This window comes from Psychrobacter sp. PSP, assembly GCF_024085615.1.
In the GTDB taxonomy this organism is placed as follows: Bacteria; Pseudomonadota; Gammaproteobacteria; order Pseudomonadales; family Moraxellaceae; genus Psychrobacter; species Psychrobacter pacificensis.
Window position 1 is genome coordinate 272,398 of record NZ_JABLTF010000016.1, and the last position, 16,008, is coordinate 288,405.

Annotated in this window: 18 protein-coding genes; 12 read left to right on the forward strand and 6 right to left on the reverse strand. The window is 43.3% G+C overall.

The window, feature by feature from the left end; all coding sequences use genetic code 11:
* The first annotated feature begins 341 nt into the window (after positions 1–341).
* From HL061_RS07215 to HL061_RS07260, 10 genes are all read left to right on the forward strand, one after another.
* Positions 342–1,262, forward strand: a complete 921-nt coding sequence (locus tag HL061_RS07215; protein WP_071002440.1) for a nicotinate-nicotinamide nucleotide adenylyltransferase — start codon at positions 342–344, stop codon at positions 1,260–1,262.
* Positions 1,263–1,393: 131 nt separating this feature from the next.
* A complete protein-coding gene (gene rsfS, locus HL061_RS07220; RefSeq protein WP_071002442.1) occupies positions 1,394–1,807 on the forward strand; it encodes a ribosome silencing factor in 414 nt (137 codons plus the stop codon).
* 210 nt (positions 1,808–2,017) lie between these two features.
* On the forward strand, positions 2,018–2,746 hold the full coding sequence (locus HL061_RS07225; RefSeq protein WP_156770981.1) for an MOSC domain-containing protein: 729 nt from the start codon (positions 2,018–2,020) through the stop codon (positions 2,744–2,746).
* A gap of 213 nt (positions 2,747–2,959) precedes the next feature.
* Positions 2,960–3,220: a type II toxin-antitoxin system HicA family toxin gene (locus tag HL061_RS07230; protein ID WP_071002444.1), complete on the forward strand. Its 261-nt coding sequence runs from the start codon at positions 2,960–2,962 to the stop codon at positions 3,218–3,220.
* Entirely contained in the window at positions 3,213–3,710 is a 498-nt protein-coding gene (locus HL061_RS07235) for a type II toxin-antitoxin system HicB family antitoxin (protein ID WP_071002446.1), read from the forward strand. The genes HL061_RS07230 and HL061_RS07235 overlap by 8 nt, the downstream gene beginning before the upstream one ends.
* 14 nt (positions 3,711–3,724) lie before the next feature.
* Complete coding sequence (locus HL061_RS07240) at positions 3,725–3,973, forward strand: hypothetical protein (RefSeq protein WP_071002448.1); 249 nt, start codon at positions 3,725–3,727, stop codon at positions 3,971–3,973.
* A 96-nt stretch (positions 3,974–4,069) separates the two neighbouring features.
* A complete protein-coding gene (locus HL061_RS07245; protein ID WP_071002450.1) occupies positions 4,070–4,957 on the forward strand; it encodes an N-acetylmuramoyl-L-alanine amidase in 888 nt (295 codons plus the stop codon).
* Positions 4,958–5,128: 171 nt separating this feature from the next.
* Positions 5,129–5,875 (forward strand): pyridoxine 5'-phosphate synthase, encoded by a 747-nt coding sequence (locus HL061_RS07250; RefSeq protein WP_071002451.1) that lies wholly within the window; start codon positions 5,129–5,131, stop codon positions 5,873–5,875.
* Between the two features lie 25 nt (positions 5,876–5,900).
* A complete protein-coding gene (locus tag HL061_RS07255) occupies positions 5,901–6,650 on the forward strand; it encodes a type 1 glutamine amidotransferase (protein WP_071002452.1) in 750 nt (249 codons plus the stop codon).
* A 15-nt stretch (positions 6,651–6,665) separates the two neighbouring features.
* Positions 6,666–6,869: a hypothetical protein gene (locus HL061_RS07260; protein WP_071002454.1), complete on the forward strand. Its 204-nt coding sequence runs from the start codon at positions 6,666–6,668 to the stop codon at positions 6,867–6,869.
* 201 nt (positions 6,870–7,070) lie between these two features.
* Here HL061_RS07260 and HL061_RS07265 read toward each other — a convergent pair whose 3' ends face one another.
* From HL061_RS07265 to purL, 5 genes are all read right to left on the reverse strand, one after another.
* Positions 7,071–7,466 (reverse strand): hypothetical protein, encoded by a 396-nt coding sequence (locus HL061_RS07265; protein ID WP_071002456.1) that lies wholly within the window; start codon positions 7,464–7,466, stop codon positions 7,071–7,073.
* A 159-nt stretch (positions 7,467–7,625) separates the two neighbouring features.
* Positions 7,626–7,763 (reverse strand): hypothetical protein, encoded by a 138-nt coding sequence (locus HL061_RS07270; protein ID WP_156770982.1) that lies wholly within the window; start codon positions 7,761–7,763, stop codon positions 7,626–7,628.
* Between the two features lie 178 nt (positions 7,764–7,941).
* On the reverse strand, positions 7,942–8,223 hold the full coding sequence (gene nadS, locus HL061_RS07275) for a NadS family protein (protein ID WP_058024381.1): 282 nt from the start codon (positions 8,221–8,223) through the stop codon (positions 7,942–7,944).
* Positions 8,213–8,548 carry a type II toxin-antitoxin system RelE/ParE family toxin gene (locus tag HL061_RS07280; RefSeq protein ID WP_025643795.1) on the reverse strand — a complete coding sequence of 112 codons (336 nt, stop codon included), beginning with the start codon at positions 8,546–8,548 and terminating at the stop codon, positions 8,213–8,215. The genes nadS and HL061_RS07280 overlap by 11 nt, the downstream gene beginning before the upstream one ends.
* Before the next feature lie 167 nt (positions 8,549–8,715).
* On the reverse strand, positions 8,716–12,705 hold the full coding sequence (gene purL / locus HL061_RS07285; RefSeq protein ID WP_252962670.1) for a phosphoribosylformylglycinamidine synthase: 3,990 nt from the start codon (positions 12,703–12,705) through the stop codon (positions 8,716–8,718).
* A 438-nt stretch (positions 12,706–13,143) separates the two neighbouring features.
* Between purL and HL061_RS07290 the strand changes: the two genes are divergently transcribed.
* Both HL061_RS07290 and HL061_RS07295 read left to right on the forward strand, forming a co-directional pair.
* Positions 13,144–13,638 (forward strand): pyridoxamine 5'-phosphate oxidase family protein, encoded by a 495-nt coding sequence (locus tag HL061_RS07290; protein ID WP_252962671.1) that lies wholly within the window; start codon positions 13,144–13,146, stop codon positions 13,636–13,638.
* A 310-nt stretch (positions 13,639–13,948) separates the two neighbouring features.
* Complete coding sequence (locus HL061_RS07295) at positions 13,949–14,443, forward strand: pyridoxamine 5'-phosphate oxidase family protein (RefSeq protein WP_252962672.1); 495 nt, start codon at positions 13,949–13,951, stop codon at positions 14,441–14,443.
* Positions 14,444–14,543: 100 nt separating this feature from the next.
* Here the strand turns inward: HL061_RS07295 and pgsA are convergent, their stop codons facing one another.
* Entirely contained in the window at positions 14,544–15,224 is a 681-nt protein-coding gene (pgsA, locus tag HL061_RS07300; RefSeq protein WP_071003712.1) for a CDP-diacylglycerol--glycerol-3-phosphate 3-phosphatidyltransferase, read from the reverse strand.
* Positions 15,225–16,008: the final 784 nt, after the last annotated feature.

Sequence of the window (16,008 nt, forward strand, 5' to 3'; positions counted from 1 at the left end):
ATCAAAGTCCGTTATACCACCGACTATCATCATGATGGTCGGTTTTTTATTGGTGCTGTGGTGGTATAGTCAAAGTATCTCAAAAACGATAAGGTACTGCTAATATCAATTTTTGCAGCCTCTGTCTGCGCAAGCACAGCAAGCAAAAAAATTGATTTAACAGTGCCTAATGTAGTGGTATTAATTTTCACTGACTATAGGTGGTGATAGATAGTGGTGACAGATACTCGCCCGCCCTCTACAATAGCGCTATGATTCAGTTAATATAAAAAGGTTAGCTAATAAAAGAATGAGAGGTACCAAAAACAGCGTGCACCTCATTCTTTTATTTGCATTTATTTATGTCAAATACGAGCAATAACTCTCACGAAAAGATCTCTGCCCCTGCCATCCGTGCCTATCTTGGCGGCTCGTTTGATCCGGTACATAATGGTCACCTAGAAGTGGCTCTACACGTCTATCAGGACTTGTTGCCAATCGCAAAGCAGCAAAACCGCCCCTTGCACGTTTCATTATTATCCAATGCGCGCTCGCCATTTAAAACGCAGAGCACTGACCCTAAACACCGCTTAGCCATGTTGCAGCTCGCAACGCAAGACACACCGATACAAATCAATGAGCTTGAGCTATGGCAAGCGCCGCCTGTCTATACAATCGACACTGTACGCGCACTCAGACAGCAGTACCCTCATGATAGTTTGATATTTATCATGGGTATGGACAGCGCGCGCAGTTTGGATAAATGGAAAGACGGGTTAGGACTCACTGATTATGTCAATCTGTGGGTGTTTAATCGTGAGGATAGCGATCATATTAATGGTGGAGTTTCTGACAGGGCGACATCATTTGAAAACCCTATATCGACCTCGCAATATCTTGCTACCTTGCAATCGCAACTGCCGCCACCTTTACAATCACATGTAATCGACTCACCGATTGAGCTATTCACTCCAATTGCTCGATGCTTGGTAGATAGCTTAGAAACAGATGGCACTGACTTGAAAAGCGCTATGAAAGGACGCATTTATATAGATACGCGACCGATCACTGCCGTATCAAGCACGCAAATACGCGAACAACTACACATATTGGCGACTGAAACAAATAAAATGCCCGGCACTGACAGGCAAATCGCATCTATCGCAGCAATAAATGATATTATGAGCAATACTCACCCCAATTCATTAGCTAAATGGCTCAATCCTGCCGTTTATCACTATATTATCGCCCATCAGCTATATTCTGCTGCTCAATTCCGTTAAAATCGCCTTATCTATGTCATTTTGCCTATCCTGTCTCTATACGTGACTGACGACATATGATCAGTCGAATCAGACAAATTGACGTTTTACCCCTTTATTTTTAATAGTTACGATTGAAGAGATTAAAATTTATGATCAACACCATGACCGAAGAACGCTTAACCGTGTGCTTGAACATTGTACAAAGCGCGCTAGATGATATGAAAGCAAAGAACATCACTGTAATGAATGTAGAAGACTTAACTGACGTCACCGAGCGTATCGTCATCGCTGATGGTACCTCAAAACGTCATGTACGCGCGATGGCGGATAGCGTCGGCGCTGAAGTCAAACAAGCGGGCTTTATGCCGCTTGGCCGCGAAGGCGGTATCGACTCTGACTGGACACTGATTGACTTGGGCGCGGTTGTCGTTCATATCATGACCCCACAAGCGCGTGAGTTCTATGACTTAGAAGGCCTATGGTCATCACCGGATCAGTTGGCTGAGCTGGTCGCCACACCGCGTGAAAAGAAAACCGCTGGTCGTCGCAACAAAAACAAATAAGATTATTGAGTACAATAATCGCGTCATACTAAAAGCATAAGACCAAAAGACCAGAATCGTTATTTTGGTCTTTTTTTGTGCCGATATTTGGGGATACGCGTCATGATAATGCCTGATTAAATAGATAATTGCTGCAGAGGTTGCTATCATCTTTATCAATCACCATTGCCCAATTTTTGTTTTGATCTCAATGCTCATTAAGGATTGTCCATGTCTTCTACTCACCGCTCAAACCCTGAGATTAACCTACCCTTGCATGTGGCAAACGTAGTATGTGTCCGCGCAGGCAAAGCCATGCCCTTTACCCGTGATGAGATGAGCGCCATTGATAAAGCGCCCATTACAGCACCCGTCGCCGTCAATTTTATGGGATTGACCACTGACGAGCAAGCCGATCGCAAACATCATGGCGGCCCGCTCAAAGCCGTGCATCAACTGCCAATGGCCACTTATGAAAAAATCAATACAGAGTTTGACCTAAAAGTACGTATCGGTACGCTCGGAGAAAACCTCACCACTGAAACTGTTAATGGCTTGCCTGAGATGGATGAGTCTAACGTCTGTATTGGCGACGTTTATCAGTATGGCGACGACAAAATAAACGGTGAAGGTAGCGTGCAGCTGCGCATCGTCCAACCACGCCGCCCGTGCTACAAAATCAACGACCAAATCGGCCAATTTACCAAAGTGCCCAATATTGCAGCATGGGTCAGCAAGCAAGGTATCTCAGGCTGGTATTTTGAAGTAGTGCGTGATGGCATCATTAACGCGGATTTACCGGTCTATTTGGTAGAGCGTCCCTATCCGTTTGCCACGCTAGAGGCGCTATGGCAACTGGCTAATTCAAAAGAAAAACATGACGCTGAAGTGATTGAGCCTTGGCTAGCTATTGAGTGTTTGGAGGAGAGTTGGAAGTCTGTGCTTCGGAAAAAGATTTGAACAACTAAGAAAAAATATATCACTAAGCCATTTTAATGCACATTATATTTCGAAAATCAATATAGTATTTTAAGATCGAATTTTGTAAACTATTATCAATAATCCATATATTGTGCTTATAAGGTTCTTAAATACAATATATTGTAAACGCTCTCTTTATCTTAAAACGCAACTATAAAGTAGTTGCAAAACTCGTGTGCAGTTAGGTACTATATGTCTAAGTCAGAAAAACTTATAAAACGCTTTAGAACTGTTCCTACAGATTTCACATGGGATGAATTTGTTAAGCTGTTGTCTTTGCATGATTATCAGTTAGCGAAAGGTAGCGGTTCTAGAAGAAAGTTCATTAATAAAAGAACTGGCTTATCTATGAGTTTCCATGAACCTCATCCACAATCGATCATGAAGAGGTGCTATATACGTCAAGTTATTCAGCACTTTGATGATAATAAGGTATGGTCAAATAATGGCTAATAAACAATACTTCTCTTATAAAGGTTATACTGGTTCAATAGAGGTCAGTACAGAAGATTTATGCCTTTTTGGCAAAATTCAAATGATTCAAGACCTTGTTATGTACGATGGTGAAAATTTAGAAGAGTTAAAATTATCTTTTGAGTCTGCTGTCGATGAATATTTAGAGATGTGCGCAGAAGAAAATAAATGTCCTGATAAACCTTGTAGCGGTACCTTCAATGTTCGTATGTCAGAAAGTATGCATCGAAAAAGTATTCATGAATCTAATATTTTAGGTATTACTTTAAATAGTTTCATTTCCAAATGTGTGACAAACTATTTTGAAGAGAATACTCTAAAAGATAGTTATATATTTGTCGATAAAGATACGTTTATAGAACAATTCACTCATCCTAAAAGTTACTCTACAGTAGGTTCAGAAATTGATTTCGATTACGAATATTCAATTGAGCCTAAAACATTTACTGTTTCACAAGCCATACAGTAATAGAGGTAAAAGTTATGACTAAAGATAGCAATGCTAAAGCTTTATATACAATGACTGAGTTAACAGAACTTATTTTAAGAAATGAAGAAATTACTGAAGGACATTATTTAGCAGTTATAGTTCCAGATATAACGGGTGGACAGATAAAATCAAATACTGAAGACAAATCTACCCAAGGATTAATAATTGAATTTAATGCTATAAATCTAATAAAAGTAAACGAGAATACTGAAAATGCTGTTGATGCTAGTTGTTTAACATAATAGAAAGCTTGAAAAATTTTTAGTAAATAGAAGGTGAACTTTTTAGTTCACCTTTTTTGTATTTAATACATTATATGTTTCAGAAAAGAGCATGTCATGGCAAAAAACTTTACCGCTTTAGCATTAGCGACCTTCTTATCGCTACCTTTGATAGGCTGTATCACCACTCCCAAAGCGCAGATGGCGACGACCGAATCCTTCGTTATCGATAGCGACACTTATCAATCGACTGGCAAAAGCCAGCGCATCAAAACCATCGTCCTACACTACACCGTCTCAGACAATGAGCGCTCGATAAAGACTTTGACCACAGGCAATGTCAGCGCGCACTATCTGGTCTTAGACAATGACGATGACAAAATCTATAACCTCGTACCTGAGAGCGAGCGCGCTTGGCATGCCGGCGACGGCGGTTTTGCCGGTCGAACGATCCTGAATGACACGTCTATCGGTATTGAGATCGTCAATAAAGGTATCAAACCTCAATATCGAAACGTCCTCAAAAATAGCGAGCTTGACTATCATCCCTACTCGCATTTCGTCGAATTTGATGAGCTACAAATCAAAAAAGTCGCGCAATTGGTGCAAGATATTGCGCAGCGGTATGACATCTCTCCCAAAAACATCATCGGTCACGCGGACCTTGCCCCCTCGCGCAAGATCGACCCCGGTGCGAAGTTCCCTTGGCAGCGATTGCATGATGATTACGGTATTGGCGCTTGGTATGATGAAGCCGATAAGCAAGAAATTATGAATCGGCGTACCTTGGTCGCGCCAAGCGTGCAGGAGATCAAGCAAGCTTTTCGCAAATACGGCTATCAAATCAATAATAGCGACGAGTGGGACAAGCCCAGCCGCGATGTCATCTATGCGTTTCAATTGCATTTCCGGCCGCTAAAGCCAACAGGCATCATGGATATCGAGACCTATGCGATATTGCAGGCGCTCAATATGAAGTATGCTAGTCGGGATGATTTTTATTGAAGCGATACAAATATAGGCAGTTTAAAAAGATAACTGGCGCGACTGGCATGAATTTTTCGCAGCCTCTGTCAGCGTAGACACAGCACACCAGAAAACTCATACCAGTCAAGCGTGATAACATAAGGTCTATGTTTTATTATCGGACATAACAACAATGAAAAAGGACATATTATGAGCACCCTATTTAGTGTCAATTTAAACAAACTCGCCTTAATCAGAAACTCTCGTGGCACAGATTATCCCAATCTGCTGTACTTTGTAAAAAAGCTGATTGATCTAGGAGTTAAAGGCTTTACCGTGCATCCGCGACCTGATGAACGTCATATCAGATACCAAGATGTCTATGATATCAGTGAGTATCTCAAAGATTATCAAGATATCGAATTTAATATCGAAGGCAATCCGAATGAACAATTTTTAAAACTCATTCGCGAGGTCAAACCGCATCAATGCACCCTCGTACCCGATAGTGAAGACCAGCTGACCTCTGACCACGGCTTTGATATTATCAAATATAGCGACATGCTGTCCAAACTCAGCCATGAGCTTGAAGGCTTTGGCACACGCTGCGCCGTATTTATCGACCCTGATATCGAGCAGATTAAAGCCGTCATCGCTAGCGATGTGCAAACGATAGAGATGTATACCGAAGAATGGGCGCGCGCCTACAATAATGGTAAGAACGATTGCAATATTGATTTCGACGAGGTCAAGCAACGCTTTAGCGATTGTATTACCCTCGCCAGTGATAACGGCATTCGCGTCAATGCTGGTCATGATTTGAATTTAGACAATTTAGCCGATTTGCTAAGCCTTGGTGATATCGCGGAGGTGTCGATTGGTCATGCCTTTACTATTGAATCGCTAGAGCAAGGCATGGATAACGTCGTGCGTCAGTATTTGCAGATTTGTAGATAGAACGTTTTGATAAAACAGGTACGTTATGAGCTTACGTATTCACGCGCTATTTCATACCGATTATGCGGATCTAAGCTTTATCAAACAGTGGGCGCGCGCGCATAACCATCCGATCACCGTTAGTCGCTCCTACGATAACGACAACCTGCCAACGCTGGATAGCTTTGATTGGCTCATCGTGATGGGTGGGCCAATGAGCGTTCATGATGAGGATAAATATTCTTGGCTCATTAAAGAAAAGCGGCTGATAAAACAAGCTGTTGATGCCGGTAAAACAGTCATTGGCATTTGCTTAGGCGCGCAAATCATCGCGCATTGTTTGGGCGCTGAGGTGAAACCGTCTGCAGTCAAAGAGATTGGCTGGTTACCGATGCAATTGACCGAAGCAGGTCAAGCGCATCCATTATTACAAGATCTACCCAAAGACTTTACGGTGTTTCACTGGCACGGCGAAGGTTTTGACTGTCCCAAAGGCGCAAGCATTATTGCTGAGACGGACGCTTGGCCGAATCAGGGCTTTATCTATCAAACGCCAAAACACAAAGCGCGTGGCACTTGGGTATTCGCTTGGCAATGTCACTTTGAAGTCACCAGAGAGAGCTTACCGAAGATGGTATCCAATGGTAATGCGGCTATTCAAAGTGGACTGAAAGACTATCCCGAAACGGTACAAGCACCGGATGAGATATTAGCACTAGGCGATAAATATATCGAAGAAAATAACGCCAGACTTGCCACTATGTTTAATCGAATAGCATCGTCAGCAAATAAATAGTATAAGGAGTCAGTCATGAGTCATTCACAGCAAGATGAACAACAAAAACTTGAAGAGTATCTAGAAGCCAAAGCTAAAGAAGAGCAGGAAAATCAGCAACAACAAGAAGGTGAATCGCTGTCTGAATATGAGGCTTGTGTGCTTAGGGAGAGTGCTCGGGTAAAGGAGTTGATTGCTGAGGCTCAGAGAAAGGGTAGAGAGCTGTCAGAAGATAGATAATCATATAACATAATGCTTTGAATCAAAACTCTGATTGAAGCATATTTATTCAACATAAATCAACTTTTCTTCATACCCATAATAACCCATTGTAGTTAATAAATTATACGACTAACTATCTGTTCGAGCTACTTTAGTATCACTTATTTCTCAAAAATCTTCATGTAATCTATAATAGCTCTGGTCAAACTCTTCTATAGATTAGCCTAATCCTGCTGATGTATCAAAAGAATAAGGTGTTATTTCGTCTTTTATAATGATTGCTGGTTTGTCGAAAGCTAGACGTAATCCTAGCTCAAACATGACATTTGGATTTCTACCGCTTATATCGCAAACTATCATCGGATTATCATATAAGTTCTGAACAATACGTTTGTGAATAACGCCTATATCATCCGCATCACTCACCAATCTAGCTTCAAAATTAGCTTCTTTAATAGCAGATTCTATTATCCTTTTGACATCTTTCCAATGAGATTCAGGATAGCCTTCCATACTTGCAATAGGCATTACAATGCCACATTTTTTCGGTAAATTATCATCTGATTTTTCGTGTGGCTTGTTTTCGACTTTATTCGGTTCAGATTGGTTGTCCATTCTAATCTCCAAAGAAAACAATGAGTTCGTGGGGTGCGTCCAGCGCACCAATAATACTAAAATTAAAGTTTAGACTAATTTATCATAAAACGGTCATTCAGGAGCGCGTTTTAGCCCCGACTGTAGCGGTAACCTGCTGGTTTGGGCGAGTTGTGATGGCTAGGTTTTGGGGTGTCGACGCGAAGCAAGCGACGACCCAAACCGTAGCCAACGCCACGCCCAGACTGGCAGATACAAGCGGAAGGCGGGAAATAGCTCCCAATAGAACCAAAACCCAAACACAAAAAAGGTGAGCATTACGCCCACCTTTTCATTCTAAAAAACAGTTATCTACAATAATATTCTAAACCAACTTAGCCTATCTAAACCAAGCACAAGCGTTACGGAACATACGCATCCATGCGTCATCGCTTTCACACACATCCATAATCCCACCGAGTGCGTGACCAAGATAAGATTGACTGTTTTTGATCAATTAAGCTTCGGTAATTAACTCAGGCTTTTTATTCAATAAGCGCATTAATGTGACGGCAGCCCCTGTTGGGTTTCTAGTACCTTGCTCCCAATTTTGTAAGGTACGCGAACTGATATTAAGTTTATCGGCAAACTGCTGTTGCGATAGCCCTGTCTTAGTTCTTATTTCCTTAATACTAGGCACGTCATGGGTAAACTGGCGGCTAGGCTGAGCCTGTCCTTTAGCAATCGCCAATGCTTGATTTAGTGATGTAGATAAATCATCGTAAAATTCATTGCTCATGGCTATACACCTCTTTAATTTGTTGAGTCAGTTTGTATAAACCAGACTTCTCTTCGCTTGATAGAGAGGCTTGTTTATTCTTAGGATAAGCGAGCAGCATAAAAAATATGCCTTGACTATTCACAAAATAATAGATAATCCGAATACCGCCACTCTTACCTTGGTTAAGTGCCCATCTGGTTTTTCGAACGCCCCCTGTACCTTGAATCAAATCACCTTGTTCTGGATTATTGATTAGATTTTCCTGTAGCTCTTTATAAGCTTCATCATCTAATAGTTTCAGTACTTGCTTAGTAAATATTGGCGTTTCGATGAAATGTAACATTCAATATCCTTTATCTTTATCTCTTATTATATACGTCATTGAAGTACTTATCTATATGTTTTTTTCTGGATCTAATTAAGCTAAATATCATAAACACAAAAAAGGTGAGCTTTACGCCCACCTTTTTTTATTACCTCAAACAATATTCTAAACTAACTCAAACTATCCTAACGCAACCAAGCCCGTGCATTACGGAACATCCGCATCCATGCACCATCTTCATCCCACTGCTCAGGTTTCCAGCTATGATTGTAGGCTTTTAGGTTACGCTCAGGATGCGGCATCATGATAGTGACGCGGCCGTCAGTGCTACACAGACCCGTGACGCCGCCGACTGAGCCATTAGGATTTAATGGATAAGTCTCGGTCGGATGACCTTGACTATCGACATAACGCATGGCGAGCTGACCATGTTTCGCCATACCATCGATCTCAGTAGCGTTTAGGGTGGCAAGACCCTCACCATGCGCCACAGCGATTGGCAAGATGCTGTCTTGCATGCCTTTGAATAAGATGGACTTGGTGCGCTCAACTTTGACGTTGACCGTACGCGCTTCGAATCGTGCCGACTCATTTGCGATAAAGCGTGGAAAGTTTTCTGCACCTGGAATGAGGTCTTTAAGCTGCGCCATCATCTGACAGCCATTACAGACGCCAAGTGAGAACGTATTCGGACGGGCGAAGAAGCGGACGAACTGCATGCGTAGCTCATCATGGAACAAGATAGAGTTCGCCCAGCCAGAGCCTGCGCCCAGTACGTCACCGTAACTAAAGCCGCCACAAGCGACCAGACCATCGAAGTCACGTAGATTGATACGGCCTTCTAGTAAGTCGCTCATGTGCACATCGACCGCTTCAAAGCCCGCTTGGGTAAAGCCTGCTGCCATTTCCGTCTGACCATTGACACCTTGCTCGCGGAGGATTGCGACTCTTGGCTTATCTTCACGACTGTTCAGATATGGCGTCTCGATCTTTTGATTGAGATCGAAGTTTGGCGCAGCGATAAGACCTTTATGATTAGTATCGGCAATCAAGTCATACTCTTGTTGCACGCAGGCTGGGTTGTCACGCAGGCGGGCGATTTGATAGCTGACCTGTGTCCATGCTTGCTGCAATTTCGTACGGCTAAAGCGTAGCGTGTCATCACCCATGTACAAAGGCGTTTGGATTAATAGGTTGTCTTCTTCTGAGCTTTGACCAACAAGGCTGAGCATATCGCTGACGTTAAATTCTTCTGCCAACTGCATGAGCGCTGCGACGTTTTCTGGCAATACTTGGATGACTGCGCCCAGCTCCTCACTGAACAGTTGACCGAGTAAGTTGTCATCATCTAATGACAGCTTGATACCTTGACGGCTGGTGAACTGCATCTCTGCGATGGTCGCTAATAGACCGCCATCACCGATATCGTGATAAGCACTGATGACGCCTTGCGCGTTGCCCGCTTGCACAAAGTTAAAGAAGTCGATCAAATCACTTGGCTGCGCTAGATCTGGGCAGTCGTTACCGAGTTGGCTAAGCGTTTGCGCAAGGATCGAACCGCCTAGACGCAATTTACCTTTAGATAGGTCAATACGGTAGAACGCGCTGTCACCATTGATTAGCTCAGGGGTTAGCGTTTTTGCGACGTCAACGACAGGAGCAAACGCAGTCACAACCAAACTCATTGGCGAGACGACTGATTTGTCAGCGCCCTCTTCATCAGTCCAGTTAGCACGCATCGATAGCGAGTCTTTACCAACAGGGATAGCGATACCGAGTGCTGGGCACAGCTCTTCACCGATTGCATGTACTGCATCGAATAGTGCCGCATCTTCTGCATCATCACCGCATGCTGCCATCCAGTTCGCTGACATGGTGATGTCAGACAACTGAGCGATACGCGCGCCCGCGATGTTAGTAATCGCTTCGCCGACCGCTAGACGCGCAGAGGCTTTTGGATTGATAAGGGCAACAGGCGTACGCTCGCCGACACTCATGGCTTCACCAGTCATCGGCTGACCATCTAGCGCCACTAAGCCTGACGCCGTCACCGCACAATCTGATACAGGCACTTGATAGCGACCCACATACTGATCACGCACGACCATACCGGTGATAGAACGGTCACCAATGCTAATCAAGAATGATTTGCTCGCCACGGTTGGGTGACGCAATACATCGGTAATTGACTCGGCTAGATTAACATCACCCAGTTCTAATGCTGGTAACGTGCTATCAGTACGCTCAAAGCTGCGCTGCATTTTTGGTGTACCGCCGAGCAGTACTTGCATCGGCATATCGACTGGTTGCTCAGCTAATAGCTCGTCATCAACGATGAGCTGACGGATATCCGTCGCCGCGCCTAAGATGGCATATGGACAGCGCTCACGGGCACAGATTGCATCGAACTGATCTTTGCTCTCTGGGCGAATCGCCAGCACATAACGCTCTTGCGCCTCATTAGACCAGATGGCCATTGGCGACATGCCCGCTTCTAACGATGGGATCTTACGCAAGTTCAGATGCGCGCCCATCTCATGGTCGTTGACCAGCTCAGGCATGGCGTTTGACAGGCCGCCTGCACCAACATCATGGATCGAGACGATTGGGTTGCCGTCTTTACTGGCATTACTAGCGTCAATATCGTTACCAGCTAAGGCCCAGCAGCGATCGATGACTTCTTGACAGCGACGCTCCATCTCGGCGTTATCGCGCTGGACTGAAGCAAAGTCCAAGCCTTCATCAAGCTCGCCACTATCGACCGATGAGGCCGCGCCGCCGCCCAGACCGATTTGCATTGCAGGGCCACCCAAGACGATGAGCAAATCACCTTTTTTAATCGCATTTTTTTCAATCAGATTGCGTTTGATGTTGCCATAACCACCTGCCAGCATGATGGGCTTATGATAGCCGCGCATCTCGCTACCGTCTTTTGCCGCAGAGGTATCTAGCTGAAAGCTGCGGAAGTAACCGCATAGGTTTGGACGACCAAACTCGTTTGAGAAGTTGGCGCTACCTAATGGGGCATCAAGCATAATCTCAAGGCTAGTTGCCATACGATCTGGCGTACCGTAGGCTTGCGTGCTCAGTTGGCCTGACTGCTCCCATTTCTCGGACAGCTCTGGGATATGCAAGTGTGACACATGGAGTCCTGCTAGACCCGCTTTTGGCTTACCGCCACGACCTGTCGCACCTTCATCACGAATCTCACCGCCAGAACCCGTTGCCGCACCTGAATACGGAGCAATTGCCGTTGGGTGATTGTGCGTCTCAACTTTCATCAAGATATCGATGTCTTCTTGATGGAATCCATAAGGATGGATTGAATTGGCATCCATCGCGTCCGTTGGGATAGGATAAAAACGCATGCCATCAGACCCAGCCATCACAGCGGCGTTATCTTTATAGGCTGATAAGATGCCTTGTGGGTTCGACTGATAGGTGTTTTTGATCATTTGGAATAGTGATTTTGGCTGCACCTCACCATCAACGGTCCACTGGGCATTAAAGATCTTATGACGGCAATGCTCTGAGTTCGCCTGTGCAAACATCATCAGCTCAACGTCCGTTGGATTGCGACCTAATTCATTGACATACGCATTCATCAGATAGTCGATATCTTCGCTGGATAACGCAAAACCGAACTCGGTATTGGCCGACTCTAGCGCTGACTGACCTTGTCCGATGACATCGATATGATTCAGTGATGCTGGCGGTTCATCGTCAAACAGTTTATTCACGTCGTTTAAATCATAAACCAAGCTTTGGGTCATACGGTCATAGAGTAAACGCTCAGCCGCCGTTGGCAGCTTGTCTTCGGTAGCACCTTCTAGCGTCAGCGTATAAACAATCACCCGCTCAATACGATTGATCTTCAGCTCGCAGTTATTAAAAATATCGGTGGCTTTACTCGCCCATGGCGATATCGTGCCAAAACGCGGACTGACGATGACTTGGATTTGACGCTCTGTCGCAGCTTCTAGCGAGGTTTGCTCTTTTACCCCTAAAAGATCCAAAGCCTTTTTTTGCTCTTCACCTAAGAGCTCTCTTGAGAGTACAAAAACCTGCTGAGTACTGATTTGGGTCACGTTTAGATCGGTTTTTTGGGCAAACTGATTGATCAATTGCTGGGTCTGAAAATCGGTCAAAAACGGCTGTCCGGCGATGGTCATCATAAAGGCATAATCCGTAAGATCAAGGCATCTCTGCCATGCTAAGTAAATGGTCTGGGTATTATAACAAGAAGACCTATAATAAGCAGGTCTAAACCAAGATAAATTGCTGATAACTGATACGGTGTCGCCGCTAACTACATGCTCAATAACACAATCAATTCAATAATCCGCCCATGAGTGTTTAGCCCATGAATGTTTAGATAGCATTCAAATACAGTGACGACACTCGGCGTCGCAATTTTTACCTAACCCTCATACTCCTTACAAACACTCACATCGCATTACTGGGCACCTATATAAATGTAGGGCTGCTACTCGGTATTCTAGTTCCAGTTGTTAAGGGGGTGTTTTTAAAAGATGAATTACATCTACCTTGAATAAAAATGATTACTACAAACAATGAATCATCTAATCACTATAAAGAAAAGGGAATCCTCTATGAACAAACAAGAACAAATCGACAAAATCCAAGACGTTATTAAAGATGTAAAATTTGCAATGTTAAGCACCGTCAATAGTAAAGGTGACGTACATGCGTGGCCAATGACAACCAGCGAAGCGAGTATCGGTGGTAAAGAGATCTGGTTCATCGGTGATAAAACCTCAGATGTGGTCAAAGACATTCAGAACAACCAAAAAATTGGCTTGTCTTATGCTTCTAAAGATGAAAAAGACTATGTCTCTGTCAGCGCCAATGCTGAGTTACCAACGGATAAAAACAAATTAGAAGAACTGTGGTCACCAGTCTACAATGCGTTTTTTGAACATGGTAAAGAAGATCCAAACGTACAGTTAATCAAGGTCGTCCCACATGGCGTCGAGTGCTGGTTAGGTGGCAGCTCTACTATTAATATGTTCAAAATGGCAGCAGCAGCCCTACAAGATGGCAAAACCGCCGAAGATATCGGCGAGCAATTTGAAGTCACGTTGTAATCTTTAAGCCATACATTACAAACCAAAACGTCAATATGCCTCGGTTTATTGGCGTTTTTTATTGCTTTATTTTTGGTAAGGTTATTTTTAGACAGTATTTTTTGATTGATAAATCATCTACTGAATAAAATCACGCAGATAATTACAAACTTTCACAGGGTATTACAGACCAGCTGTATCGTTCTATTAGGTGATATCGCTATATTGATAACTGTTAATAGGCGTCATTGACCACCCTATCAGTACTCTAGATTACTCTTACCGAATAATAATTTTTACTCCAAATTTTAAATAGTAAAGGATAACTACGATGAGCAAGCAACAACAAATGGACACCATCCAAGAAATGGTAAAAGACATCAAATATACGATGATGACCACGCGCACCAGTGAGAACCATCTTTACTCATGCCCCATGAATACCACCGAGACCAGTATTGGTGCCAAAGAAATTTGGTTTATCGGTCACAGCCCTTGTGAGACCATCGATAACATCAAAAACGATCCACAAGTCAATTTGGCCTATGTCAGCCAAGACAACAAACAATATCTGTCTATCACTGGTAAAGCGGAGCTGGTAGATGATAAAGACAAGTTAGATGAGCTTTGGTCAATGACTTATAACGCTTACTTTGAAAAAGGTAAAGAAGACCCAAAAGTACAGCTGATCAAAGTCGTCCCTCATGGTGCTGAGTACTGGGCAAATGGTAATGCCATCACTAGTGCTGTCAGAATGGCGGCGGCGGCAGTCACTGACACTGCCATTGAAAAAAGCTTAGGTGAGAATTTTTCGATAGAGCTGTAATGCTTCAGTCGTTAAAACAGTAAGAATAGACAAATAAAAAACGCCAGTTGCATTAAGCGACTGGCGTTTTTTATGCAGGTTACGATTGTTTGTCTTACTATTAGCCGCTTTGCTTCAAATAAGGCCACGCAGCTTTGAGATAAATCATCATTGACCAAAGCGTCAATATAACAGCGGCGACCATCAGCGCATAACCGACCGTCTCAAGCGACTCCCAGTTTAATAACAGTACTGTAATCGCTATCATCTGAAAGGTCGTTTTTAATTTGCCCACATAGGACACAGCGACACTGGTTCGGTTGCCAAGCTCTGCCATCCACTCGCGCAATGCGGATACAGCGATCTCACGTGAGATGATGACGATCGCAGCGATTGCCATAATAATATTGGGATGCCATTGCACCAAAACGATCAAGGCCGCTGCCACCATCAGCTTGTCAGCAACTGGGTCCAAAAAGCGCCCAAACGCTGACATGACATTCAGCTTACGAGCAAAGTAACCATCTAGCCAATCGGTAATTGCTGCAATAATAAAGACGCTGGTTAATAATAAATGGCGCAATAGGCTATCGCTAAACTCACTCATCCCCACTCGCGCAATGACGTTGTCTGAGATTGCAGGCATACCGATGCCCATAGCAGGTGGCCAGTACGCAATCGCAACAAACAACGGAATCATCAAGATACGAGCAATCGTAAGATTGTTGGGCAAGTTAAAAATACTTTTAGTATTTTGCGAACTTGACGGCTCCTGCGTATGCAAATGCGTGCTCTCAGTCATGGCAAACCCAGTGTAATATCGACATAATAATGGCAGATAGCTTAGCATTTTTCCGTCATGCCGTCATGCCATCTCTTTAATGATTAAATGATTCAAACTATCAACATCGAGTCATTCGTTTCATAATGATATAACCCATTGAAATCATTTGTATCTTTTATTAAAAGCATCATAAAATTCTTAAAAACAATCTGCTACTTAATGTAACGTCCTATTATGTATAGGGCTCGATAGTTGGTCACAGGCTATTTACTTATCTGCGTCTTTCTTCTTACTTCCCAATGACAGAGTCTATGCTGTGATCGTGCAGCCGAGTATTTTTACAAAGTAATATACTGTAACCAAAACAGCCAAATAGGAGTCAGTCGGGTTATGATAGCAACTGTCACAAAACACTTGTACACTTAAATATGTAAGCAAATATATGTACCTATTGTATTGGTTATTATTGCCCTAATAAATGAGTGTATAGAAAGCCGATAACTATAATAAATCACGACCACGGAACTTGTGATCAATCTGCACAGCCCGTTTTCCTCAGCCCACAGCACCTCCTCTGTGGGCTTTTTTTTGGCTGGTAAACCATTGATTTATATATATTTATTATTTTTAATTAGTAAATTGACCACCAATTTGACCACCATTTGCTCAAAATTTTAATGTTTTGACCACCAATATTAATATAGTCATGACTGCCATTTACTTGACTGTGTTTTGAGTTTCAACATTTCTCAACACGGTAGGACGGTGTAATTGTTCAGGACTTGGCAAGCGGTGACCGCTG